This is a genomic window from Rhizobium sp. Root1212 (assembly GCF_001424985.1).
GTDB lineage: Bacteria > Pseudomonadota > Alphaproteobacteria > Rhizobiales > Rhizobiaceae > Pararhizobium.
Genome location: NZ_LMDA01000010.1, coordinates 25,644 through 49,535, shown reverse-complemented (window position 1 = coordinate 49,535; position 23,892 = coordinate 25,644). Strand labels below are relative to the sequence as shown.

Annotated in this window: 18 protein-coding genes; 11 read left to right on the top strand and 7 right to left on the bottom strand. The window is 64.0% G+C overall.

The window, feature by feature from the left end; translation table 11 throughout:
- Positions 1 to 10 precede the first annotated feature (10 nt).
- Complete coding sequence (locus tag ASC86_RS11560) at positions 11 to 1,810, top strand: heavy metal translocating P-type ATPase (protein WP_082510099.1); 1,800 nt, start codon at positions 11 to 13, stop codon at positions 1,808 to 1,810.
- A 311-nt stretch (positions 1,811 to 2,121) separates the two neighbouring features.
- Here ASC86_RS11560 and ASC86_RS11555 read toward each other — a convergent pair whose 3' ends face one another.
- The gene (locus tag ASC86_RS11555; protein WP_056320783.1) at positions 2,122 to 2,955 is read right to left on the bottom strand and encodes a universal stress protein; all 834 of its coding nucleotides are present in this window, start codon (positions 2,953 to 2,955) and stop codon (positions 2,122 to 2,124) included.
- 486 nt (positions 2,956 to 3,441) lie between these two features.
- On the opposite strand from ASC86_RS11555, the gene ASC86_RS26910 reads away from it, so the two are divergent.
- A complete protein-coding gene (locus ASC86_RS26910) occupies positions 3,442 to 4,905 on the top strand; it encodes a calcium-binding protein (RefSeq protein ID WP_056320780.1) in 1,464 nt (487 codons plus the stop codon).
- Between the two features lie 111 nt (positions 4,906 to 5,016).
- Here the strand turns inward: ASC86_RS26910 and ASC86_RS11545 are convergent, their stop codons facing one another.
- On the bottom strand, positions 5,017 to 6,243 hold the full coding sequence (locus tag ASC86_RS11545) for a cyanate transporter (protein ID WP_244477598.1): 1,227 nt from the start codon (positions 6,241 to 6,243) through the stop codon (positions 5,017 to 5,019).
- Positions 6,218 to 6,466, bottom strand: a complete 249-nt coding sequence (locus ASC86_RS11540; protein WP_056320773.1) for a hypothetical protein — start codon at positions 6,464 to 6,466, stop codon at positions 6,218 to 6,220. The genes ASC86_RS11545 and ASC86_RS11540 overlap by 26 nt, the downstream gene beginning before the upstream one ends.
- A 477-nt stretch (positions 6,467 to 6,943) precedes the next feature.
- Here ASC86_RS11540 and ASC86_RS11535 point away from each other — a divergent pair, with 477 nt between their 5' ends.
- From ASC86_RS11535 to ASC86_RS11525, 3 genes are all read left to right on the top strand, one after another.
- Positions 6,944 to 10,936: a hypothetical protein gene (locus ASC86_RS11535; protein WP_156387012.1), complete on the top strand. Its 3,993-nt coding sequence runs from the start codon at positions 6,944 to 6,946 to the stop codon at positions 10,934 to 10,936.
- 344 nt (positions 10,937 to 11,280) lie between these two features.
- The gene (locus ASC86_RS11530; protein WP_056320767.1) at positions 11,281 to 11,499 is read left to right on the top strand and encodes a hypothetical protein; all 219 of its coding nucleotides are present in this window, start codon (positions 11,281 to 11,283) and stop codon (positions 11,497 to 11,499) included.
- Between the two features lie 81 nt (positions 11,500 to 11,580).
- Positions 11,581 to 13,227, top strand: a complete 1,647-nt coding sequence (locus ASC86_RS11525) for an AMP-binding protein (RefSeq protein WP_056320764.1) — start codon at positions 11,581 to 11,583, stop codon at positions 13,225 to 13,227.
- Positions 13,228 to 13,323: 96 nt separating this feature from the next.
- On the opposite strand, the gene ASC86_RS11520 is transcribed toward ASC86_RS11525, so the two are convergent.
- On the bottom strand, positions 13,324 to 13,560 hold the full coding sequence (locus ASC86_RS11520; RefSeq protein ID WP_082510095.1) for a hypothetical protein: 237 nt from the start codon (positions 13,558 to 13,560) through the stop codon (positions 13,324 to 13,326).
- Positions 13,561 to 13,780: 220 nt separating this feature from the next.
- Here ASC86_RS11520 and ASC86_RS11515 point away from each other — a divergent pair, with 220 nt between their 5' ends.
- The 3 genes from ASC86_RS11515 to ASC86_RS11505 all read left to right on the top strand — a co-directional run bounded on the left by ASC86_RS11515 (position 13,781) and on the right by ASC86_RS11505 (position 14,823).
- A complete protein-coding gene (locus ASC86_RS11515; RefSeq protein ID WP_056320758.1) occupies positions 13,781 to 14,104 on the top strand; it encodes a metalloregulator ArsR/SmtB family transcription factor in 324 nt (107 codons plus the stop codon).
- Positions 14,101 to 14,532 (top strand): SRPBCC domain-containing protein, encoded by a 432-nt coding sequence (locus ASC86_RS11510; RefSeq protein WP_056320756.1) that lies wholly within the window; start codon positions 14,101 to 14,103, stop codon positions 14,530 to 14,532. The genes ASC86_RS11515 and ASC86_RS11510 overlap by 4 nt, the downstream gene beginning before the upstream one ends.
- Before the next feature lie 87 nt (positions 14,533 to 14,619).
- Positions 14,620 to 14,823, top strand: coding sequence for a hypothetical protein (locus tag ASC86_RS11505; RefSeq protein WP_056320754.1), 204 nt, complete (start codon positions 14,620 to 14,622; stop codon positions 14,821 to 14,823).
- A 34-nt stretch (positions 14,824 to 14,857) separates the two neighbouring features.
- Here the strand turns inward: ASC86_RS11505 and ASC86_RS11500 are convergent, their stop codons facing one another.
- From ASC86_RS11500 to secA, 3 genes are all read right to left on the bottom strand, one after another.
- Entirely contained in the window at positions 14,858 to 16,132 is a 1,275-nt protein-coding gene (locus tag ASC86_RS11500; protein WP_056320751.1) for a GNAT family N-acetyltransferase, read from the bottom strand.
- Positions 16,129 to 17,568 (bottom strand): lipopolysaccharide biosynthesis protein, encoded by a 1,440-nt coding sequence (locus ASC86_RS11495; protein WP_156387011.1) that lies wholly within the window; start codon positions 17,566 to 17,568, stop codon positions 16,129 to 16,131. The genes ASC86_RS11500 and ASC86_RS11495 overlap by 4 nt, the downstream gene beginning before the upstream one ends.
- 132 nt (positions 17,569 to 17,700) lie before the next feature.
- Complete coding sequence (gene secA / locus ASC86_RS11490) at positions 17,701 to 20,409, bottom strand: preprotein translocase subunit SecA (protein ID WP_056320749.1); 2,709 nt, start codon at positions 20,407 to 20,409, stop codon at positions 17,701 to 17,703.
- Positions 20,410 to 20,659: 250 nt separating this feature from the next.
- Here secA and ASC86_RS11485 point away from each other — a divergent pair, with 250 nt between their 5' ends.
- The 3 genes from ASC86_RS11485 (at position 20,660) to ASC86_RS11475 (ending at position 23,892) form a co-directional block, all read left to right on the top strand.
- Entirely contained in the window at positions 20,660 to 21,520 is an 861-nt protein-coding gene (locus ASC86_RS11485; RefSeq protein WP_056320747.1) for a peptidylprolyl isomerase, read from the top strand.
- A gap of 351 nt (positions 21,521 to 21,871) precedes the next feature.
- A complete protein-coding gene (gene argJ, locus ASC86_RS11480; protein ID WP_056320930.1) occupies positions 21,872 to 23,113 on the top strand; it encodes a bifunctional glutamate N-acetyltransferase/amino-acid acetyltransferase ArgJ in 1,242 nt (413 codons plus the stop codon).
- Positions 23,113 to 23,892: a GNAT family N-acetyltransferase gene (locus ASC86_RS11475; protein WP_056320743.1), complete on the top strand. Its 780-nt coding sequence runs from the start codon at positions 23,113 to 23,115 to the stop codon at positions 23,890 to 23,892. Before argJ ends, ASC86_RS11475 begins: the two co-directional genes overlap by 1 nt.

Sequence of the window (23,892 nt, the reverse complement as noted above, 5' to 3'; positions counted from 1 at the left end):
GCGGTTCAGTATGTTTCTCGTCGGCGTGGCGTTGGCGGGGCTTTTGGTCGGATTGGGGTTGTCGTGGCAATATCCGCGTCAGTCGAGCCTGGTCTGGAGTATGTCGACGCTGATGGTCCTCCTCAGCCTGCTCCATGAGATTTTCAGTGCCTTGCGCCGGGGCGATGTCGGGCTCGATATCGTTGCTGCCCTTTCGATGTCGGCAGCGATCGCGTTCGGCGAACCGCTGGCCGGCAATGTCGTCGGCCTGATGTATGCGGGCGGCCAGCTTCTTGAAGATTATGCCGAAGGGCGTGCCCGCAGGGAAATGACGGCGCTGATGGCCCGCGTCTCGCACTCGGCGATGCGGTATACGCCATCGGGGCTTGAAGAGGTCGCGATCGGCCTGGTCCGCCCCGGCGACCGTTTGCTCATTCGCCAGGGTGAGGTCGTGCCTGTCGACGGTCTCGTGTCCGGTGACGCCGCGAGCCTGGATATGTCGGCGCTGACGGGCGAGTCGATGCCGCGGCGCATCCCGCGCGATGAGGAAGTCCTGAGCGGTTCGACCTGCGTGGGTGCGCCTTTCGATCTCGTTGCCAGCCGGAGCGCGGCGGAAAGCACCTATGCGGGCATTGTCCGGCTGGTCGAGGCGGCGCAGTCGGCCAAGGCGCCGATGGTGCGCCTGGCCGATCGATTTGCGATGGGTTTTCTGCTGCTGACCGTGGCCATGGCGTCCGGTGCGTGGTTTTTCTCCGGCGAGCCGGTCCGCGCGCTCTCCGTCCTTGTCGTTGCCACGCCCTGTCCTCTTATCCTTGCGGTTCCCGTCGCGATCATTTCGGGCATGTCGCGCGCGGCGAAGATCGGCGTTCTCGTGAAGAATGGCGGGATGCTCGAGATGCTGGCTCGCATCCGCACCGCAATCCTCGACAAGACCGGTACGCTCACCCACGGTCAGGCAACAGTCATCGATGTCGTGACGGCTCCCGGTTTTTCCGCCGATCAGGTTCTGCAGGCGGCGGCAAGCCTCGATCAGGCATCCGGCCATGTGGTGGCCGCCGCGCTGGTTCATGCCGCAAACGGGAGAGGCATGCTCCTTGCAAAACCGGAGCACGTCGAGGAGACACCGGGCACCGGTATCGCGGGCCAGGTGGATGGAAAAAGCGTCGTCGTCGGCGGAAGCGGCTTCGTGCAGCGGCTGTCCGGATGCGAAAATCCTCGATCCTTGCTCTCGCCTGCGGCGCGATCCGCGCTCACGGTCGCCGTGGCCATCGACGGAGCCCTTGCCGGGGTGATCCTGCTGAAGGACGGAATTCGGGCAGATGCCGTCTCCGTGCTTGCACAGTTGCGCATGGCTGGCATCCGCAGGATCGTTCTTGCATCTGGCGATCGCACGGATATCGCACAGGCCGTTGGCGCCGAGCTGGGGATGGATGCCGTGCTCGGCGATTTGACGCCGGAGGGAAAGGTGGCGGTTGTCAGGGCGGAGGCGCGCAATGGCGCGGTCATGATGGTGGGCGACGGTGTCAACGATGCGCCGGCGCTCGCGGCGGCCGACATCGGTGTAGCCATGGGTGCGCGCGGCACGGCCTCGTCTTCGGAGGCTGCCGGCATCGTGCTTCTGGTCGATGAGCTTGGCCCCCTGGCCAAGGCCATGGCCATCGCCCGTCGCAGCAGGGGTATCGCCCTTCAGAGCGTATCCGTTGGCCTTGCCCTTTCGCTCGGCGCAATGGTTGCTGCCGCATTTGGTTATCTCAAGCCTGTCGAGGGCGCCGTCCTGCAGGAGATCATCGACGTTGCGGTGATCCTGAATGCCCTGAGAGCGCTGAGATGAGCGGCGTCATGACCGCGGACCGCAGATAATGTTACCCTGCGGGCGTATCTCTCGACCGGGAATTCGAGCTTTAGCCCGCGTATGATCCGCACGGCGCTGCCGCGCCTCAGGTCCCGCGAAGGTCCTTGCTTATGAGGACCAATGTCGGATCGTCCGGATAGGAAACGGCGATAAAACCCTGTTCGCGCTCCAGTTCAATCGCCTCATGGTTGTCGCGGCTTTCGAGCGATTCGAGGGTGCTGAGACCACACGACCGCCGTCGTCTCCACCAGCGATCGTGCCGAAGGTGTCTTGCCCGGTCGGGACATCCTTCAATGCGACAGGAAAAGCGTTGTCCTGCCGTTTTCGATCATGCTGCGGGTCACGCCGCCAAACAGCGTCTGCTGCCAGCGAGGATGATTGTAGGCGCCCATCACGATCAGATCGGCGTTCACGTCCATGGCATGCTGCCTTATGACGTCATCGGACCTGTTGCCGCCGCTGGCCACCCGATCCACCTGGACCTTGACGCCGTGACGGGCCAGGAAGGTGGCGATATCGGCGCCCGGTTCTTCGCCGTTGACGCTTTCGTGCGCGTCCGGATCGATCATGGTGACATACACGCAGTCGGCCGCCTTCAGGATGTCGAGCGCCTGACGGGCCGCGCGCGATGCCTCGTCGCTCGAATCCCATGCCAGAAGAACGGATTTCGAGGTCGCCTGGAGCGGTTGCTGTCCCCGATTGATGATGATGGGTGTCGGGGTCTGGAACAGGGTCCCGCCGATGATACGCTTCCTGAGATCGTCATCGCTGGCGGCTTGCCGGCCTATGAGCACGATGTCGGCGTAAAGCGCCCGTTGTGCGATATCGTCCTGGGCGAAGGCGTATTCGGTATAAATTTCCTGCACGTCATAGGAGAGATCGGTCCGGGACAGAAATTCACGAACCTTCTCCGTCTTCTGGCCAAGCTCATCGACCTCGCGCTGCCGTTCCTCGAGCCAGACGACCGATGTCGCGCCGTATGCGCCATCCATCACCGCGAAGCCGAGGCATATCACGGCTGCTGTCAGATGCGCGCCGGACGCCGAGCAGAAATCCACGGCGGCTTCCAGATCTTCCTGGAAATCCCTGGAGTTCAGAATGCATAGGACTGTGCGAATAGGCATGGTGGGAACCTCCCTGTTTCGATCGGAAAAGGTTACCGGCCTTCACGGGGATGTCTTTGACATTTGTCAAAGCTGATGCGGGATTGAACAGCGGCGGGTTTTCGCAATTTTCTGCCCGATGCCGCGCCGGTGTTTCCACGATCCGAAACGCGACCGCCGGATTTCTCGGAAAAATACAGCTTCGGCGGCCGACTGTGATATCTTCCCGCCAGAAAATTTCCTTGGTGGGAGGCACGCATGGTTAGTATCTATACTTCCAATAGCAATATTGCCGTCAATACGGATGACTTTTTCGGCGCCGGCACCCTGTCTTTTATCAGTTATGGAACATCTGTCTGGAATTTCGGCAACGCCGATAATCAGGTCCAGGTCAATTTCACCGGAACCGGAGCGAATACATACAGTTACAGTGGCTCTATTTCGAGTATACGGGTAACGAGCGGCTCGAGCGAGGGTGCCGTGTTAGCATTTTCACCCGGATATTCCGTGTCATGGTCGGATTACACCGGGTTCAACTATTATCAGAACAGACTGAGTTGGTATTATACGGCAAATGCTGCCAGCATCTGGCTATACGGTGATGACAGCATTGGCGCCAGCAGTCAGGCCGACACCCTGAAAGGCTACGGCGGAAACGACGTCATCCGCGGTTATCTCGGGGACGATATGCTTTCCGGCGGCAGCGGAAGCGACAGCCTTGACGGCGGCGGCGGCGACGATCTGCTGTTCGGCGGCACCGGTGATGATCTGATCGTCGGCGCGGTGGGCGATGACAGCGGCAGTGGCGGCGACGGCGACGACGGGCTACGCGGCGGCGATGGCGATGATTTCCTGAGCGGCGGTCTTGGCGACGACACCATTTCCGGGGATGCAGGCAGCGACAATCTCAGCGGCGACGATGGCGACGACACTGTCTCCGGCGGCGACGGCAATGACCTCGTCGACGGGGGAGCCGGTTTCGACAGGCTTTCCGGTGGCGCGGGGGATGACGATATCTTCGGCGGTGACGGCAATGACGACATTTCGGGCGGCGACGGGATCGATACGATCTACGGCGATGCCGGAAACGACAGGCTCAACGGCGGCGCTGGGGCCGACAGGATGGAAGGCGGCAAAGGCAACGATACCTATTATGTCGATAACGCCAGAGATGTGCTCGTCGAGGCAAGCAATGCCGGCAGCGACGCGGTGTTCTCGTCCGTCAGCTACACGCTCTCCGCCAATATCGAAAAACTGACGTTGACCGGAACGGGCAATCTGAACGGCACCGGCAATGCGCTTGCCAATACGATCGTCGGCACGTCGGGCAAGAACACGTTGGATGGCGGAGCGGGTGCGGATTCGCTTTCCGGCGGGGCCGGTGACGATACCTATATCGTCGACAACAGCAGCGACGTGGTTTCCGAGGCCTCGGCCGCCGGCACCGATACGGTCAAGGCGTCCGCAAGCTTCACGCTCGCGGCCAATGTCGAAAAACTGGTGCTGACCGGCAGCGGCAACATCAACGGTACCGGTAATACGCTCGCCAATACCATCGACGGCAATGGCGGCGCAAACAGGATATCCGGTGGAGACGGCGGCGATGCGCTGAACGGCGGTCTCGGCAACGATACGCTGACCGGCGGCGCAGGCGCCGACAAGTTCCACTTCAACACGACGCTCGGCGCCACCAACGTCGATCACATCACCGACTTCGTGGTCGCGGATGATACGATCTATCTCGGCAATTCCGTCTTTGCAGCGATCTCGGCTGCGGGAACGCTGGCGGCGGCCGCCTTCTACGCCAGCACATCCGGCACCGCGCATGATGCGTCGGACCGGATCATCTACGAGACCGATACCGGCAAGCTATTCTACGACAAGGATGGTACCGGCAGTGCCGCAGCAGTCCTGTTTGCGACCCTCGATACCAAGCCGGCCATTACAAACGCCGATTTTATCATCGTTTGAGACGGCAGGAACCGGCAAAGGGGCAATGCCGCGAAAGCGGATGTCGCGGAATTGCCCCACATCCGCCCTTCCGGCACAGCCGCGTAGCCGCCAGACTGCAAGCCAACGCCCTTAAACCGCAACATCCCGCCCCATCGCGACGGCATAACCACCCGGCACCAGCCGAAAGCTCAGCACCAGCACGACCGCGATACAGCCGAGGTGCATCAACCATCCCGTGGTAAAGCTGCCGCTGATATCGTGCAGCACGGCGACGATCCAGGGCGGCACCGCCGCGATCAGGAAGCCGCCGCCCTGCATCAGCGCCGAAAGCGCGCCGGCATGGGCCGGATGATCGAGATGATCGAGCGCCACCACCATGGACAGCGCAAAACAACCCCCGAGCCCGGCGCCCACGGCAGCCGCGAGAAAGGCCGGTGCCGCCAGCGGCGCCAGAGCCAGCCCGGCAAAACCGGTGATTTGAAGAAGCAGCGTGATCCATATCCACAAGCGCCTGTCGCGCCGCCGCGAGGCAAGGATCGGGAAGCCCAGCGCCGCCGTCGCCTGCGCGACGGCCATTACCGCGAGCAGCCGGCCGCTCTCCGTGCTCGTCCATCCCAGCGACTGGTAATAGGCCGCAAGCCACGCGACGCACGACGAGTAGCCGCCGTTGACGAGGCCGAAACAGGCCATCAGCAGCCATGTGCGCGGCCGGCGCAAAAGCGTGCCCGGCCCCATGCCGCCCATCGTTGCCGCCCGTCCGTGCGGCAGCGCGATCACCCCGGCGATGAAGGCGACAGCCGCCGGAATGACGGTCCAGCCAAGCCCCAACTGCCAGCTGCCGGTGGCCGCTGCGACCGCTGGCGAAATCTGCGCTCCAAGCGCCCCGCCAGCCATCAGCATGGAGGAGTAAAGCCCCATCATGATGGCGAAGCGCGTCGGAAAATACGTCTTGATGACGCCCGGAAAAACCGCCTGGACGATCGCCACGCCAAGCCCGCAAAGGGCGGCCGTGCCAATCAGCGCCATGCCGTCCGAAACCACCATGCGCAGTCCGCAGGCAACGCCGAGAATCAGCAGCGCTCCCAGCACCGCCGCCCGCGCTCCGAAGGTCGATTGCAGCCACGGGCCGGCAAAGGCGCACGCACCCATCAGGATCATCGGCGCGAGCGTGAACAGCGACATGCCCTGCAGGCTCAAGCCCGTCGCCTCGGCGATGACGGGCGCAAGCGGCCCGACCGCCGTCAAAAACGCCCGCAGGTTCAACCCCACGAGGATCACCACGGCGATCAGCGCCGCCTGGGAAACATCACGCTTCTCCACCATCATCGGATCACGCCCGCTCTTTCCACGCTTCATGGAGGGCGGGGCCGTTTTCGAGCCGCAGCGGCTCAAGGCGGATTGTCCCGCTTTTCCCCTTCTCCCGCGCAAGCTCGGTGGCTTCGCACGGAAGGCGCCGGCTGTCGGTCATGTCGTTCTCCTTGGTGATCGTGGAAACCCGGCCCCGGAGCAGCAGGCGCAGGGCAAGGGCAAAACGGCAGCGATGCTCCGTCTGGATGCGGGTGTCATAACCCGGTTTCATTGTATTTGAAAATTAAATGAGGCCATGGGCTGGTACGAGGGGGCCGCCCTGAAGGAGCGATTCGACATCCGGCGGTAGGGGCGTCGCCTCGAAACGACACCTTTTGGAAGAAGTCGGGGGCCACCATTAACTTAAAATTAAAAGCGAGGTCCTAAGTGTATCACAGGTCAATAGCGTCTGCTCATGCCCTGGTGGTTCGATGCCTCGATGAAGAGGGCGGGACACCGGATAACGAACCGACAGCGACCTGCGTAAGGATCAGGGCCGCCAGCGGCTTTGAATGCATGATGCCTTCCCACGCGCCGGCTCGCTCGAGCCATGTTCTCTGCAACATCACTGTTCTTTTGCAGCCCCGGCGCAATGATGCGTCGCGGCGATCTGGCGCGACAGGCGCGCCTGGGCTTGAAGGCCTCGTCATCCGGGACGGGTCGGCGGAAGAACGACGTTTTTCAGTTCAGAACTTGGGGGCCCGAGTCCATGACGTCTATCATTTCCTCCCTTACCACCGCCCAGATCCGGTCGCTGTCCACCACGTCGATCCGCGCATTGACGACCGACGACATGGCGGCGATGAGCACCGCTCAGGTCGGCGCTCTCACCTCCACGCAGATCAATGCGATGGAGACCCAGGATATCGCGGCCCTGACGATGAGCGCGGTTTCCGCCAGCGCCATCACCGGCCTGCGCACCGACCAGATCGCCGTGCTTTCGTCCTGGCTCGACAACATCACGACCGACCAGATCAAGACTCTCACCACCGGCGTCATGGCCCAGCTGACCTCCGCTGACATCGACAACTGGAACAGCGCCCAGATCGGCGTCATCTCGGCCAAGCAGATCGCCGCCATGGATGTCACGCAGCTATCCAGCGCCCAGTTCGGCATGCTCTCCAGCACCCAGATCGCCGCCATGGGGTCCACCCAGATCGCCGCTCTGACCTCCGCCGACATCAGCAGCTGGTCCAGCACCCAGATCGCCGCCCTCTCGGCCAAGCAGATCGCCGCCCTCGACCTTACCCAGCTTTCCTCGACCCAGGCCGGCATGCTGACGACCTCGCAGGTCGCAGGCCTGACGGGTACCCAGATCACCTCGCTCTCCTCGGATCAGGTCGCCGCCTTCTCGACGGCGCAGATCGGCGCCCTGTCGTCGGCCGCCCTCGGTGCGCTCGCCTCCGAAGACATCGCCACATTCGATGCCGCCGATATCGCCGCCATCAGCAGCAAGGCCCTTGCCGGCCTTTCGACCGCAAACCTCCAGGCTCTCGGCAGCGCCCAGGGCGCCGGCCTCACCACCGGCCAGATCGGTGCCCTGAGCCTCGCCCAGGTCGCCGTCCTGACCTCGGATGAGATCAGCGGCTGGAGCAGCGCCCAGGTCGGCGCGCTGTCGGTCAAGCAGGTCGCCGCCCTCGATCTCACGCAGCTTTCTTCGGCCCAGGCCGGCATGCTGACGACCGCCCAGGTCGCCGGTCTTACCAGCGCCCAGGTCGCAGCCCTGTCGACGGACCAGATCGCCGCCTTCTCGACGGCGCAGATCGGCGCCCTGTCGTCTTCCGGCGTTGCCGGTCTTCAGACGGAAGACATGGCGACCTTCGATGCCGCCGATATCGCCGCCCTCGCCACGAAGGCTCTGGCAGGTCTCGCCACCGCCAACATCGCCGCTCTCGGCAGCGCCCAGGGCGCCGGCCTCACCACCGGCCAGATCGCCGTGCTCAGCACCGCCCAGGTCGGCACGCTGACCTCGGATGAGATCAGCGGCTGGACCAGCGCCCAGATCCAGGCACTTTCGACCAAGCAGGTCACCTCGCTCGCTCTTGCCCAGCTCTCCTCGGCCCAGGCCGCCATGCTGACCACGGGCCAAATCGGCGCGCTCAGCACCACCCAGGTCGCAGGCCTCACCACCGCACAGCTCGGCGGCTGGGATAGCACCCAGGTCGCAGCGCTCACAACCAAGCAGGTCCCGTCGCTCGACGTCACCCAGCTGTCCTCGGCCCAGGCCGGCATGCTGACGGCCGGCCAGGTTGCCGTCCTCAATTCCACCCAGGCCGGCGCGCTCTCCACCGACCAGCTCGCCGCCTTCTCGACGACGCAGATTGCAGCGCTCACCTCGACCGCGCTCGGCGCCCTCGGCACCGACGATATCGCCACCTTCGATGCCGCCGATATCGCCGCCATCAACACCAAGGCGATCGCCGGTCTGACGACCGCCAACATCACCGCTCTCGGCAGCGCCCAGGGCGCCGGCCTCACCACGGGCCAGATCGCCGCCCTCAGCTCCACCCAGATCGGTGCGCTGACCTCGGATGAGATCTCCGGCTGGAACAGCGCCCAGGTCGGTGCTCTTTCTGCCAAGCAGATCGCCGCCCTCGACCTGACGCAGCTGTCCTCGACCCAGGCCGGCATGCTGACGACCGCACAGGTCGCCGGTCTCACCAGCACCCAGGTCTCGGCGCTGTCGACCGACCAGATCGCCTCGTGGAGCACCGCCCAGATCGGCGCGCTCTCGTCTGCCGGTGTCGCCGGTCTCGAAACCGCCGATATGGCGACCTTCGACTCGGCCGATATCGCTGCGCTGAGCACCAAGGCTCTCGCCGGTCTTGCCACCGCCAACATCGCTGCCCTCGGCAGCGCCCAGGGCGTCGGCTTCACCACCGGCCAGATCGCAGCCCTCAGCACGGCCCAGGTCGGCTCGTTGACCTCGGATGAGATCAGCGGCTGGACCAGCGGCCAGATCCAGGCCCTCTCGACCAAGCAGGTCACCTCGCTTGCTCTTGCCCAGCTGTCCTCGACCCAGGCCGCCATGCTGACCACGGGCCAGATCAGCGCCCTCAGCAACACCCAGGTTGCCGGTCTCACCACCGCGCAGATGGTCGGCTGGGACAGCACCCAGGTCGGCGCGCTGACGGCCAAGCAGTTCGCATCGGTCGACGTTACCCAGCTGTCCTCGGCTCAGGCCGGCATGCTGACCTCCGCCCAGATCGCAGTCCTGAGTTCGACGCAAGCCGGCGCGCTCTCGACCGATCAGGTTGCCTCGCTTTCGACGGCGCAGATTGGCTCGCTCACCTCGACGGCGCTTGCCGCTCTCGGTACCGACGACATCGCCACCTTCGATGCAGCGGATATCGCCGCCATCGGCACCAAGGCGATCGCCGGTCTGACGACCACCAACATCGCCGCTCTCGGCAGCGCCCAGGGTGCCGGCCTCACCAGCGGTCAGATCGCAGCGCTCAGCTCCACCCAGATCGGTTCGCTCACCTCGGATGAAATCTCCGGCTGGACCAGCGCCCAGGTCGGCGCCCTTTCCGCCAAGCAGATCGCCGCGCTCGACCTGACGCAGCTGTCCTCGACCCAGGCCGGCATGCTGACCTCGACGCAGATCGCCAGCCTCACCAGCACCCAGGTCACGTCGCTCTCGACCGACCAGCTCGCTGCCTTCTCGACGGCCCAGATTGCCGCGCTCTCGGCTGCCGGCGTCGCCGGCCTCGAAACCGCCGACATGGCGACCTTCGACGCTGCCGACATCGCCGCCATCAGCAACAAGGGTCTCGCCGGCCTGTCGGCCGCCAATATCGGCGCCCTCGGCAGCGTTCAGGGTGCAGGCCTCACCACAGGCCAGATCGCGGTGCTCGGCACGAGCCAGGTCGCAGCCCTGACCTCGGACGAGATCGCCGGCTGGGGCAGCACCCAGGTTGCAGCGCTCTCGGTCAAGCAGATCGCTGCGATGGACATCACTCAGCTGTCCTCGACCCAGTTCGGCATGCTGACGACGACGCAGATCGCTTCGCTCGGTTCCGCCCAGGTCGCCTCGCTCTCGACCGACCAGATCGCCGCCTGGAGCAGCACACAGATCGCCGCTCTCTCGGCCGCTGGCATCTCCGGCCTCGAAACCGCCGACATGGCGACCTTCGACGCCGCCGATATCGCCGCGATCAGCAACAAGGCGCTTGCAGGCCTCTCGACCGCCAACCTGCTGGCACTCGGCAGCACCCAGGGCGCCGGCCTCACCACCGGCCAGATCGCCGGGCTGAGCAGCACCCAGATCGGTGCGCTGACCTCCGACGAGATCTCCGGCTGGGATAGCACCCAGATCGCCGCCCTCTCGGCCAAGCAGATGACCGCTCTCGCCATGAGCGCCCTGTCTGCCGCGCAGGTGGGCATGATGACCACGGGTCAGGTCGCCGGCCTCAGCTCGACGCAGGTCACCTCGCTGTCGTCCACACAGGTTGCTGCCTGGGGCACGGCGCAGATCGCCTCGCTGACGGCGACCGGCATCGGAGCGCTCGAAACCGAAGACCTCGCAACCTTCGACGCGACCGAAATCGCGGCGATCGGCACCTCGGCGCTCGCCGGTCTGTCGACTGCCGACATCAACACGCTGACCAACACCCAGCTCGATGCCTTCACCTCGGCCCAGATGCAGGCGATGAGCACTCCGCAGCTCGACGCCATCATCGCCGCCTACTACGACGTCTAAGAAAGACGCCGAAAGGCCGATACGAACGAACCGAAGCCTCCCGCCGGACCCGGCGGGAGGCTTTTTCATGCCTTTTATACGAAACCGTCCAGCCGGACGGAATTCGGAAACCTCAATCTCGGCCCGGCCGATTCGAGACAGGTTTCCCCGGAGGCGGCAACTCGCGGGCGGCGCGTGGGGCCGAATGTCCCGTTTCGGCACGGTCCTATCCATTTCCCCTCCTTTCCTACGGGATTTCAGCGCGGTGTTAACCGCCATAACGCAAGCCATTTGCCAAAATGCGCCATCCTGCGTCAGGCTTGCGTCACGGTTTTTCGAACGGCCGCAAAAAAAGGGGGTTGCTCATGTCTCAGGTTCATACAGCCGCTTTCGACGATATGGATGCGCTTTCGGGTGCCTTGTTCTCCTGGTGCGCCGAGCGCAGCATCCGCCTGCGCAGCCATGAGGGCGTCAAGGCCGCCGGCGCCATCATCGATCTCTTCCTCGCGGGCTACGAAACGCAGGACGAACTTCTCGGGGCGCTCAGCGACCGCGATTGCACCGACATCGTCTTCCAGTCCTGAGGGACGGGCCAGAATTCGGGACATTGAATTTGTGCGCCGCTCCGTGTTAGCTGCATCGCAGCAAAACCAGATGAGCGTGCCATGCTTCCTGTCCGCAGCTCCTACGACGACGTCCGGCGCGATTTCCGCTGGCAGATCCCTGACCGCTTCAACATCGGCGTCGCCGTCAGCGACGCTTGGGCGGTGCGCGAACCGGATCGCATCTGCCTTCAGCATTTCAGTCCGGATGGCGCGCACCAATCGCTGACCTATGGCGATTATGCCCGCAAATCCTCGTCCTTCGCCGCAGGCTTGGCTGCGCTTGGCGTAACCCGCGTCGATCGCGTGGCGATCCTGCTGCCGCAGGGCTTCGAAGCCGCGATCGCCCATGCCGGCATCTACAAGGCCGGTGCCGTCGCCCTGCCGCTGGCGCTGCTCTTCGGCGTCGAGGCGCTGGAATACCGCCTGCGCGACGCCGGTGCCGTTGCCGTCGTCACCAACAGCTTCGGCCTGGAAAAGATCGCCGCGGTGCGCGATCGCCTGCCCGGCCTTCGCCACGTCATCCTCGTCGCAGGACAGGGCGAGACCGCCTTCGAGGCTCTGTCGGAAGGCCATCCCGGCTCCTTCGTTCCCTGCGATACCGGCCCGAACGATCCGGCGATGATGATCTACACGTCGGGCACCACAGGCCCGCCCAAGGGCGCGCTGCACGGCCACCGGGTGCTGCTCGGCCATATCCCCGGCTTCCAGTTCCACCACGCCGACCTGCCGCAGCCGGGAGACCGTATGTGGACGCCCGCCGACTGGGCCTGGGCCGGTGGCCTGTTGAACGCACTCCTGCCGTCCCTGCTGCTTGGCGTTCCCGTCGTCTCCTCGCCGGCGCAGAAATTCGATCCGCACGTGGCTTTCCGTATTCTCTCAGAAATGAAGGTGCGCAATGCCTTCATCCCGCCGACGGCGCTGCGGCTGATGCAGGCGGTGGAAAACCCGCGCGCATCCTACGCCTTCGATCTGCGCACCGTCGGTTCCGCCGGCGAATCCCTGGGCCGCCAGACCTGGGAAGCCTCCTCGAAAGCCCTTGGCGTTCCCGTCAACGAGTTTTACGGCCAGACAGAGTGCAACATCGTGCTCTCCTCAGCCGCCCATCTCGGCGTGCTGAAGCCCGGCTCGATGGGCAAGGCCGCCCCCGGCCACGACGTTGCAATCATCGATGCCGAGGGCAGGGTGCTTCCACCCGGTTCCGTCGGTCAGGTCGCCGTGCGTCGTCCCGATCCGGTGATGTTTCTCGGCTACTGGCAGAACGAGCCGGCTACCGCCGCCAAGTTCATCGGCGAGTGGATGACCACCGGCGACCAGGGTACGATGGATGCGGAGGGCTACGTCACCTTCATCGGCCGCGACGACGACGTCATCACCTCGTCGGGTTACCGCATCGGCCCGAGCGAGATCGAGGATTGCCTGACCGGCCACCCCGCCATCCGCATGGCCGCCGCCATCGGCAAAACCGACGCGCTGCGCACCGAAATCGTCAAGGCCTACGTGGTTTTGAGGGAAGGGCAGGCGCCGTCACGGGCTTTGGCGGAAGATATCCGCGACTGGGTGAAGACCCGGTTGTCGATGCACGAATATCCCCGCGAAATCGAATTCGTCGCCGACCTGCCGATGACCACCTCCGGCAAGATCATCCGCCGCTTCCTGCGCGAGAAGGCGGCGGCAGAGGGCGCGGGCGAGGGGCTTTTGGCGGGGTGAGGCCGATTTAGGCCGAAAGCCGCCGAATGACTTCGGCAGCTCACGCCTCGGGATGGATGCGGCACTTCAACCGGCACCCGACGTCATCGCAGGGCTTCACGAAGCCGAGAATGTCACCACGACGCCGCGCTGCCGAAAGTAGGCCTGCATCAGCTTTCTGCCAGAGCGATTGTTCTGCACGAGCCTGGCCGGGTCGAATACGGCCTCTTTCAAACCCGCCCGCGTCAATGCTGCCTTGAGAACCGCGATATGCGCATCGATGTCGGCATTGTCCGCCTGAAGCGATTCATAAATGCGGTTTGTTGCCTCTGCTACGGTCGGTTCGCTCACGATTGCACTCCTGTTGTTATTCGCTGGCGCTTAGCACATTTTTCGGCTCGCCCCTATCGCGATGAAAAATGCTCTCGTCAATGGGACGACGAACCGGAACATTGCCTCCGTTTTCGCGGATACGGCACCACCAGCAGACCCTCTTTCCATCCAAAACGTCGCTTGACAAATTCATAGCCATTCAGCTATATATCAATTCATAGCTGAATGGGTATGAATTTCGATGGCCACCGCGCGCGATGAAATTTTTAGGACATTGGCCGATCCCACACGGCGGGCGATCTTCGAACGCCTGTGCCGGGAAGGGGAGAGGACGGTCGGCGTCCTGACGGCCGGAGCCGGGGTGTCCCAACCCGTCGTCTCCAAGCACCTTGCCTCCCTCAAGCGCGCCGGCCTCGTGCGCGACCGCCACGAAGGCCGCCAGACCCATTACAGCGCCGACTATGCCGCGCTGGCTCCCCTCATCGACTGGGCGCAGGAGATGACCGGCTTCTGGGAGAAAAAGTTCGACGCCCTCGAAGATTTGCTGAACAGGATGGATCAATGACCGAGATGCTGACCGAAACCCGAACCGTAACCGTCGAGCGCGAGATGCCGCATCCGCCCGAAAAACTCTGGCGCGCTCTGACCCAGCCGCACCTGATCGCGGAATGGCTGATGAGCAACGACTTCGCCCCCATTGTCGGCCATCGCTTCAACCTGCGTGGCGAATGGGGCGGTGTCTTGGACTGTGAAGTGCTGGTCGTCGAGCCCGGCCAGCGGCTGTCCTACACCTGGAACCATGTCCACGAAGACAGGGCCTATAACCTCAGAAGCGTGGTGACGCTGACCCTGACACCGACCGCCAAAGGCACCCATCTGCGCATGGAGCAGACCGGCTTCCTGCCGGATCAGACGCAGGCCTTCCACGGCGCTCGCCACGGTTGGCAGGGCTTCCTGGAAAAGCTCGATAGGCTCGCAGCCACCCTTAATTGAACGACACCCTCACGCGGAACATGGTGGGCGCAAAAGCGTGAGAGCCCACCCTGTTCCGCACCAGTGCCCCATTTGGAGACCACATTCATGAGCTGGAACAAATCCATCCGGCCGGCCCATCGATGGATATCGATCATCTTCACCCTGACAGTCGCCGCCAATTTCGCCACCATGGCCTTCGGCCAGCCGCCGGCATGGATCGTCTATTCGCCACTGTTGCCGCTGTTTCTGCTGCTGTTCAGCGGGCTTTACCTGTTTGCCCTGCCTTACATGGCGAAACGCAGGGGCTGAGCCGCCTGCCATCCATTCCCGCATCTGGCCGCCCTTACCGCGCCGCCAGATGCCTTATCTTGTCCCGCAGCAGCTTCGCCATGTTCCGCGTGTTGCGATAGAGATGCAGCTGCGCGCCCACCTGCCGCACTTCCCGGTCCCGGTTTTCCTGCAGGCCGATGATCAGCGTGCCCATTTCCTCGCGCTCGTCCCACATGCGGCCGATCATCGGATGGTCCGGCACGGCGCAGCTGTCCGAGCGCAGGATATTGGCATCGTCGAGGTGCCATTCGGTGAGCTGGGCGAGCAGCAGCTTGCCCGGCGAGAAACGGGCGAAAGTCTCGTCATACGCCGTCTTCCACGTATAGGCATCGCCGGCCATCATGAACACGACCATCGAAGCGATCGCGACGCCATTGAGATCGAGCGTGTGGATGCGCACGCTGTCGGCCTCGGCAAGATTGGTGATGGCTTCGCGGGCAAAGGCGGCGTGGTAGCGGTCCTGCACCATGGCGGTGCGGCCCTTGCCCTTCCAGCCCGCCGCCTCCAGCGCCAGAAACTCCTCCATGCGCAGGCGGATTTCCTCCGGCTGGCGGGCGACGGTGTAGGTGAGGTTGCCCTGTTCCTCCAGCTTCTTCCACAGCCGCCGCAACTCCTTCAGCCGCGGGCCGGTGATCGACTTGCGCAGATAGGCATCGCCGTCGAGCAAGCTCTCCAGCATCGGTCGCTCGAACGTGTCGGTGACGGTCAGCGGCAGGTTGCGGCCGATGGCGACGGCGCGCAGCAACTGGGCGAACTTGCCCTTCAGCCGGATATCCGGCAGCACCAGCACCGGCGGCAGTCCGGCAGCGGGCAGCGCCAGGCCTTCGAGCAGGTTGTCGATGGTCTCGGCGGCTTCCTCGGCATCGAGCAGCGGCACGCCGAGCGGCCCGAACGGGTTCGACCAGGCGCGAATGATCGGGCTGCCGATGGAAAAGCCGGGCTTGTCGATGGAATAGGGCATCAGGAAGCGCAGCCGGCTGCGGCGCGCATCATTGTCGCGGATCAGCGCGAGGCGCACGACGCGGTCTTCCAGCCGCGGCATGGCCGGTGCGAGGAAACGGCCGGTGAAGAACACGTTCGGCTCCATCGCCCGGTTGGAGAGGAAATCGAGTTCCTCCTGCAGGTCGTATCCCGCCTTGGCGGGGTAGAGGCACAGTTCGCGCCCCGGCCTGCCGACGGTGATGGACCGGTCGGCATTCGGCCGCTCCGGCGCGGGCGGTATCAGGCCGCCGAGAAGCCTTGCGCCATGGCTGTTGGCGTCGTCGGGAAAGTTGGGATTGCCGATCATGATGCTGCCTCCGCACGGATGTTGCTGGCGTGTGGATCGGCAAAAGCAAACAGGCTGAAGCCGAAGGTGCGGCGCACCGCCAGATGGAGAAGGATCGCCTCGGCGACCATGGCGCCCGCAGTCGCAAAGGCAGCCCCGGTCAGCCCGAAAAGCGGGATGAGGGTCACGTTGAGAAGGAGGTTCGACGTCAGCGCCAGCGCGTAGAGCACGACGCAGAGCTTCTGCCGCCCCGCCATGGTGAGAAAGGCTTCGGCAGGCCCGACCACCGCCTTGGCCATCGCCCCTGCATAGAGGATCGCCATGAGCGGCCAGCCGGCAACGAAGGCCGGCCCGAACAGCGAGAGTAGGAAGGTGCCGAACAGCAAGACCAGCCCTCCGACGGCCAACGACGGCCAGAAGGTCCATTTGGCGCTCTCGATGGCGATATGGGCGAGCTGCAGGCGATCCGGGCTTGCCATGGCGGACGAAAAGCGGGGGCCGGCCGCCGCCTTCACCGAAAAGCTGACGAAATGCACCAGCGCCATGGTCTTGGCCGCCGCAAAATAGATCGCCACGCTTTCCGGGTCGAGATAGAGCCCGACGATGACGACGTCCGAATTGGTCAGCATGAAGCCGAACCCCTCGATCAGGAAGATCGGCAGCGCCACCCTGATCCAGGTGCCGAACTCGATCCGTCGCGGCCCGGCGACATAGCGCCGCCGCAGCCGCCAGGTCAGGATGAAGAACTGGGTGATGCTGGTGAGATAGGTCGCCGCCATCGCGGTGATCATGCCGGTCTTCGCCGTCGGCTCCGCCCCGCCGACCACGGCAAGCACCATCAGCGCCAGCATCAGCAGCGGCCGGATGAGATAGGTCGGGCTCAAGGCCGAGATCGCCCAGCTATGGGCGCGCGAGGTACCGTCCATCACGTCGTTCAGCGCGATCATCGGCAGCGTGAAGATGCCGAGGTAAAGCGGCACCAGATAATAGCCCTCGATCAGGTGCCCGAAGAGCCAGAGCCCGACGATCCCGACGAAGGCCAGAACGCTCGCTGAAACCAGCGCGAAGACCCGCACCGTCGTCGTGAGCCCGCGGATTTCCGGCAGTGCGTCCTGCGCATGATACTGCGGCAAAAAGCGGATGATCGCGGTGTGGAAGCCGAGGCAGGACAGATTGCCGAACAGCACCACCAGCACCCAGACAAAGACATAGATGCCGTATTCGAACTCGCCCATCAGCCGGGCGAGGATGATCTGCGAGGCGAAGGCGATGGCCGCGCTGACGATGCGGATGGCGAAGGCGACGAGCGCCATGCGCTGGGCGATGTGCCTGGGGTCGCTGGCGGTCAGGATGGTGCGGAGGGTGACGCCAAGCGCTGCCAGCCGCTCCCTGGCCGCCGGCGGAAGAATTCGCCCAGCCGTCTGACATGCCGCCGTGAACACAAGCCGTACCCGCATAGAACGCAAAACAGGATCAGAGTTTTGGCAGATCAGCGTTAACAAAGCGTGTGGCGGCGCCGCGGGCGCCCGCATATACAAACGAAAATGCCGCCCGAAGGCGGCATCTCGCATTCCAATCAAAGCCCCGTATCAGGCCTCGTAAGCCCCGTGGCAGTGCTTGTACTTCTTGCCCGAACCACAGGGGCAGGCCTCGTTGCGCGAGACGCGGCCCCAGCTCAGCGGGTTCTTCGGATCGCGGTTTTCCGGCGCTACGACCGGCAGGGCGCCCTCGCTGAAGTCGTCCTCGCCGGTGACCGGGTCGATATGATGGCCTTCCATCGCCGGCGGCACCGGCTGCGGCGCTTCAGCCGCTTCGCGCACCAGTTCGACGCGCATCATCTGCGAGGTCACAGCCTGGCGCAGGTTGGCCAGCAGCGCCTGGAACAGCTCGAAGGCTTCCGCCTTGTATTCCTGCAGCGGGTCACGCTGGGCATAGCCGCGGAAACCGATGACCGAACGCAGGTGGTCGAGGTTGACGATATGCTCGCGCCACAGATGATCGAGCGTCTGCAGCAGCACCGAACGCTCGACATAGCGCATGATTTCCGGCCCGAACCGCTCGGCGCGGTCGGTCGCGGCGGCATCGGCAGCCGCCGTGATGCGCTCGCGGATATCGGCATCGTCGATGCCTTCCTCGCCGGCCCACTCGACGACCGGCAGGTCGAGGTTCAGCTGGGTCTGCACGTCCGTCTTCAGCCCCTCGGTATCCCATTGTTCGGCATAGGCCTTTTCCGGGATGCGGCGGGAAACGATGTCTTCGATGACCTCATGGCGCATGTCGGCGATCGTCTCTTCGAGATCGGTCGCATCCATCATCTCGATGCGCTGCTCGAAGATCACCTTGCGCTGGTCGTTCAGCACGTCGTCATACTTCAGAAGGTTCTTGCGCGTGTCGAAGTTGCGGGCTTCGACCTTCTTCTGGGCACGTTCCAGCGCCTTGTTGATCCAGGGATGGACGATGGCCTCGCCTTCCTTCAGACCCAGCTTTTGCAGCATCGAATCCATGCGGTCGGAGCCGAAGATGCGCATCAGGTCGTCCTGCAGAGACAGGAAGAATTTCGAGCGGCCGGGGTCGCCCTGACGGCCGGAACGGCCGCGCAGCTGGTTGTCGATACGACGGCTTTCGTGGCGTTCGGTGGCCAGAACATAAAGGCCGCCGGCGGCCAGCGCCTGTTCCTTGAGCTTGCCGATTTCCTGCCGAATCGCCGCCTCGCGGGCGTCGCGCTCCGGACCCGGCTCGACTTCGGCGAGTTCGGCCTCGATGCGCATGTCGACATTGCCGCCGAGCTGGATGTCGGTACCACGGCCAGCCATGTTGGTGGCGATGGTGACGGCGCCGGGCACGCCGGCCTGGCTGACGATATAGGCTTCCTGCTCGTGATAACGGGCGTTCAGAACCTGGAATTTGGTAAAGCCGGTCCGTTTCAGAAGCTCGGCCAGCAGTTCGGATTTTTCGATCGAGGTGGTGCCGACCAGAACCGGCTGGCCGCGGTCGTGGGCGTCCTTGATCTCGGCCAGGATCGCCTTGTATTTCTCGTCGGCGGTCCGGTAGACCTCGTCGTCCTCGTCGATACGCTTGATCGGCAGGTTGGTCGGCACTTCGATGACTTCGAGGCCGTAGATGTTGCCGAATTCTTCCGCTTCCGTCGAAGCCGTGCCGGTCATGCCGCCGAGCTTCTTGTACATGCGGAAATAGTTCTGGAATGTGATCGAGGCCAGCGTCTGGTTTTCCGGCTGGATGGTCACCTTTTCCTTGGCTTCCAGCGCCTGATGCTGGCCTTCGGAGTAGCGACGGCCCGGCATCATACGGCCGGTGAATTCGTCGATGATGACGATCTCGTCGCCGCGGACGATGTAGTCCTTGTCGCGCTGGAACAGCTTGTGGGCCTTCAGCGCGTTGTTGACGTGGTGGACGATCGCGACGTTCTCGACGTCGTAGAGCGATTCACCCTTCAGCAGGCCCGCGTCGCGCAGCAGGTTTTCGAGCTTCTCGGTGCCGTCTTCGGAGAAGTTGGCCGAGCGCTGCTTCTCGTCGATTTCGTAATCTTCCGGCGAAAGCAGCGGAATGAAGCTGTCGATCTTGTTGTAGAGATCGGAGCGGTCGTCGAGCGGACCGGAAATGATCAGCGGCGTGCGGGCTTCGTCGACCAGGATCGAGTCGACTTCGTCGACGATAGCGAAGAAGTGGCCGCGCTGGACCATCTGGTTGCGCTCATACTTCATGTTGTCGCGCAGATAGTCGAAGCCAAGCTCGTTGTTGGTGGCGTAGGTGATGTCGCAGGCATAGGCGTCGCGGCGCTGCTCGTCGGTCAGGCCATGCACGATGACGCCTGTCGTCAGCCCGAGGAAGCCGTAGATACGGCCCATGGTCGCCGAGTCGCGGGTGGCGAGGTAGTCGTTGACGGTCACGACATGCACCCCCTTGGAGGCGAGCGCGTTCAGATAGACCGGCAACGTTGCCACCAGCGTCTTGCCTTCGCCGGTCTTCATTTCGGCGATGGCGCGCTCATGCAGGATCATGCCGCCGATCAGCTGCACGTCGAAGGGGCGCAGCCCCAGAACACGGCGCGCCGCCTCGCGGGCGACGGCGAAGGCCGGCACGAGCAGGTCGTCCAGCGTCTTGCCTTCGGCGAGCTGGGCGCGAAATTCCGCCGTCTTCGCCTTCAGCGCGTCATCCGAAAGCGCTTTGATCTCGGGTTCGAGAGCGTTTATGGCATCGACCCGAGCCTTGTAGCCCTTGACGCGGCGGTCGTTGGACGAGCCGAAGATTTTGCGGGCGAGACCGCCGAAGCTGACCATATGAATGGTCCTTTCTTGTTACTGGCCGGCAAGCCGGCATGTATTGCCGCGTCCAAAAGCCGCGAAATAAGACGAAACGCCCGGATGTGTTCTGGACGCGAGGTTGCGTGACAGATAAGAGGGGGGTCGAATTATGTCAACGGGACTTGACGTGCGCAAAGGCTACAGAACCGCCACATTCTGGTGATGTGGAGCCTGTATGCCGACCGCCGATCGCGGTTTCGGATGACCACTCTCGAAAGGTTTGAGAATGTCGAAATACAAGTTGCTTGCTGCCGTCGCTCTCGTTGCATTGATGGCCGGCAAGGCCCCGGTGCTTGCTGAAGATGCGGCCGATCCGGTCGTGGCGAAGGTCGGCGCCGCCGAAATCACCAAGTCGGAAGTCGATCTCGCCGTCTCCGGCCTTGATCCGCAGCTCGCCCAGCTGCCGGACGACCAGAAGCGCGCTGCAGCTCTTTCCGGCCTGATCGACGTCAAGCTGCTCGCCAAGGATGCCGACAAGGAAGGCCTGCAGAACGACGAAGCCTTCAAGAAGCGCATCGCCTATCTGACCGAGCGCGAGCTGCACAACGCCTATTTCAAGAAGCACGTCGTCGATGCCGTCACCGCCGAGGAGGTCAAGGCCCGCTACGACGCCGAAATCTCCAAGATCACCCCGCCGGAAGAAGTGAAGGCCCGCCATATCCTTCTGAAGACTGAAGACGAAGCCAAGGCCGTCATCAAGGAACTCGACGGCGGCAAGGATTTCGCCGAACTCGCCAAGGAAAAGTCGACCGACCCGAACAAGGCCGATGGCGGCGATCTCGGCTATTTCACCAAGGACCGCATGGTTCCGGAATTCTCCGAAGCCGCCTTCAAGCTGGAGAAGGGCAAGTACACCGAAGCCCCGGTCAAGACCCAGTTCGGCTATCACGTCATCCTGCTGGAAGACAAGCGCACCCAGGCCCCGCCGACGCTGGATCAGGTCGAGCCGCAGGTCAAGCAGCTGGTCATGCGCGACAAGTACGTCGCGCTGCTGGAAGCCGCCAAGAAGGAATCGGCCGTCGATATCACCGATCCGGCGCTGAAGAAGGCTTATGATGAAGCCAACAAGGCTGAACAGGCCAACTAAGACTGAGAGCGGCCTCTTTCCCAAGCAGGCGAGGAGGTTGCGGAAGGTGCGGTATCTCCCTTCTCCCCGCGAGCGGGGAGAAGGTGGCCGACAGGCCGGATGAGGGGCAGCACCGCTCCCTCCGTATTTGTCGAAGCTTCGGCCCCTCACCCTAGCCCTCTCCCCGCACGCGGGGAGAGGGGACGACAGAGCAAGAATACTCCGACCTCTGTTGTAACCACGATCCAGCAGGCCCCATTCGTCTTTGAACGGTCATGCCTTTCTGGTGTAAGACGTTTCCGAATCCGACCGATCCCGAGAGCCCGCCGCTTTTCGGGATTTCGTTTGCAGGCGCTCAAGCAGGGATTGATCATGTCCGGTTCCGTTTCTCCTCTCGCTCCGAAATCCTATCCGGCCATGCCGTCCATCCGGGGCGTGCGCATGGCGACCGCCGAAGCGGGCATCAAGTACAAGAACCGCACCGACGTCCTGCTGATGGTGTTCGACGAGCCCGCCGCCGTTGCCGGCGTCTTCACCCGCTCGCGCTGCCCGTCAGCTCCGGTCGATCTCTGCCGTGCGCATCTGTCCGGCGGTGCGGCCCGCGCCGTCGTCGTCAATTCCGGCAATGCCAATGCCTTTACCGGCAAGAAGGGCAAAGCCGCCACGGAACTTACCGCACAGTCCGCCGCCGAGGCCGTCGGCTGCGAGCCGACCGAAGTCTTCCTCGCCTCCACCGGGGTCATCGGCGAACCGCTCGATGCCACCAAGTTTGCCGGCGTGCTCGGCGCGATGAACGAACGCGGCACCGGCGATTTCTGGCTCGAAGCCGCCAAGGCGATCATGACAACGGACACCTATCCGAAGGTCGCGACCCGAACCGCCGAGATCGGCGGCACCACCGTCACGATCAACGGCATCGCCAAGGGCGCCGGCATGATCGCGCCGGATATGGCCACCATGCTCTCCTTCGTCGTCACCGATGCCGCCATCGCCCCCGCCGCGCTTCAAGCCCTTTTGAGCGACGGCGTCGGCCCGACCTTCAACTCCGTCACCGTCGACAGCGACACCTCCACCTCCGACACGCTGATGCTGTTTGCCACCGGTGCCGCCGCCCATGACGGCCAGATCCCGATCTCGGATGCCGCAAGCCCGACCCTTGCCGGCTTCCGGGCCGCCCTCAACGATCTCCTGAAGGACCTTGCGCTTCAGGTCGTGCGCGACGGCGAAGGTGCCCGCAAGATGGTGTCAGTCGTCGTCGAAGGTGCCGAAAGCGATGCTGCGGCCAAGCGCATCGGCCTGTCGATCGCCAATTCGCCGCTGGTGAAGACCGCGGTTGCCGGCGAAGACGCCAATTGGGGCCGCGTCGTCATGGCTGTCGGCAAGTCCGGCGAACTGGCTGATCGCGACCGTCTCGCCATCTGGTTCGGCGATGTCCGCGTCGCCGTCGAAGGCGAGCGCGATCCCGCCTATTCGGAAGCCGCCGCGACCGCCGTCATGAAGGAACAGGACATCACCATCCGCGTCGAGATCGGCCTCGGCTCCGGCACCGCGACGGTCTACACCTGCGATCTCACCAAGGAATATGTCGAGATCAACGGGGACTACCGCAGCTGATGAGCATTCCCGACGTGACGACAGGCCCGGAACTTCCCCTGGTGCGGCGTCTGGAAGCGGTCGGCTTCCGCGCCTGGCCGGCCGATGCCGTCGCCTATGACGGCAGCTGGCTGATCCGCCTGACCGCCAACCACGATTCGCGCCGGCTGAACTCCGTCAACCCGCTCGATCCTTCCGACAGCCGCGATATCGTCGCCCGCCTGGAAAAGGCCGCCCGCCGCTTTTCCGAAGGCGGCCGTGCGCTGACCGTGCGCCAGACCCCGCTCACCCCGCAGGCCCTGATCGATTACATGGACGAGAAGGGCTGGTCGCGCATCGCCGAAACCCGCGTCATGATATCAGACATCCAGTCGCTCGAAAGCAATGACGGCCTCGAGCACCTGCCGACCCGCGATATCGCCCGCTTCGTCGATGCCCGCCTTGATGTCACCGGCGACGATGCCTCGAAAAAGACCGGCCTCGCCGACATTATCGCCGCCATCAAGCCGGAAACCGGCCTCTTCGTGTTCGAGACCGCCGAAACCGGCCCCACCGCCGTCTCCCTCGTCGTGCACGACAATGATCTCGCCGGGCTGCTACAGCTCGCCGTCGCCCCGAGCGAACGCCGCAAAGGCGTGGCAACCTCTATCGTCCAGGCGTCCCTGCGCTGGGCGCGGCTGCGCGGTGCCCGTCAGGCCTGGCTTGCGGTCGAGGCCGACAACCATGCCGCGATCGCCCTCTACAAGAAATTCGGTTTCCGCGACGTCTACCGCTACCTCTATCGTCGCGCTGGAGAATGA

Coding starts and splice junctions, on each gene's coding strand:
- ASC86_RS11560 (WP_082510099.1), top strand. CDS start 11: ATGTTTCTCGTCGGCGTGGCGTTGGCGGGGCTTTTGGTCGGATTGGGG.
- ASC86_RS11555 (WP_056320783.1), bottom strand. CDS start 2,955: ATGCCTATTCGCACAGTCCTATGCATTCTGAACTCCAGGGATTTCCAG.
- ASC86_RS11545 (WP_244477598.1), bottom strand. CDS start 6,243: ATGAAGCGTGGAAAGAGCGGGCGTGATCCGATGATGGTGGAGAAGCGT.
- ASC86_RS11540 (WP_056320773.1), bottom strand. CDS start 6,466: ATGAAACCGGGTTATGACACCCGCATCCAGACGGAGCATCGCTGCCGT.
- ASC86_RS11535 (WP_156387012.1), top strand. CDS start 6,944: ATGACGTCTATCATTTCCTCCCTTACCACCGCCCAGATCCGGTCGCTG.
- ASC86_RS11530 (WP_056320767.1), top strand. CDS start 11,281: ATGTCTCAGGTTCATACAGCCGCTTTCGACGATATGGATGCGCTTTCG.
- ASC86_RS11525 (WP_056320764.1), top strand. CDS start 11,581: ATGCTTCCTGTCCGCAGCTCCTACGACGACGTCCGGCGCGATTTCCGC.
- ASC86_RS11515 (WP_056320758.1), top strand. CDS start 13,781: ATGGCCACCGCGCGCGATGAAATTTTTAGGACATTGGCCGATCCCACA.
- ASC86_RS11510 (WP_056320756.1), top strand. CDS start 14,101: ATGACCGAGATGCTGACCGAAACCCGAACCGTAACCGTCGAGCGCGAG.
- ASC86_RS11505 (WP_056320754.1), top strand. CDS start 14,620: ATGAGCTGGAACAAATCCATCCGGCCGGCCCATCGATGGATATCGATC.
- ASC86_RS11500 (WP_056320751.1), bottom strand. CDS start 16,132: ATGATCGGCAATCCCAACTTTCCCGACGACGCCAACAGCCATGGCGCA.
- ASC86_RS11495 (WP_156387011.1), bottom strand. CDS start 17,568: ATGCGGGTACGGCTTGTGTTCACGGCGGCATGTCAGACGGCTGGGCGA.
- secA (WP_056320749.1), bottom strand. CDS start 20,409: ATGGTCAGCTTCGGCGGTCTCGCCCGCAAAATCTTCGGCTCGTCCAAC.
- ASC86_RS11485 (WP_056320747.1), top strand. CDS start 20,660: ATGTCGAAATACAAGTTGCTTGCTGCCGTCGCTCTCGTTGCATTGATG.
- argJ (WP_056320930.1), top strand. CDS start 21,872: ATGTCCGGTTCCGTTTCTCCTCTCGCTCCGAAATCCTATCCGGCCATG.
- ASC86_RS11475 (WP_056320743.1), top strand. CDS start 23,113: ATGAGCATTCCCGACGTGACGACAGGCCCGGAACTTCCCCTGGTGCGG.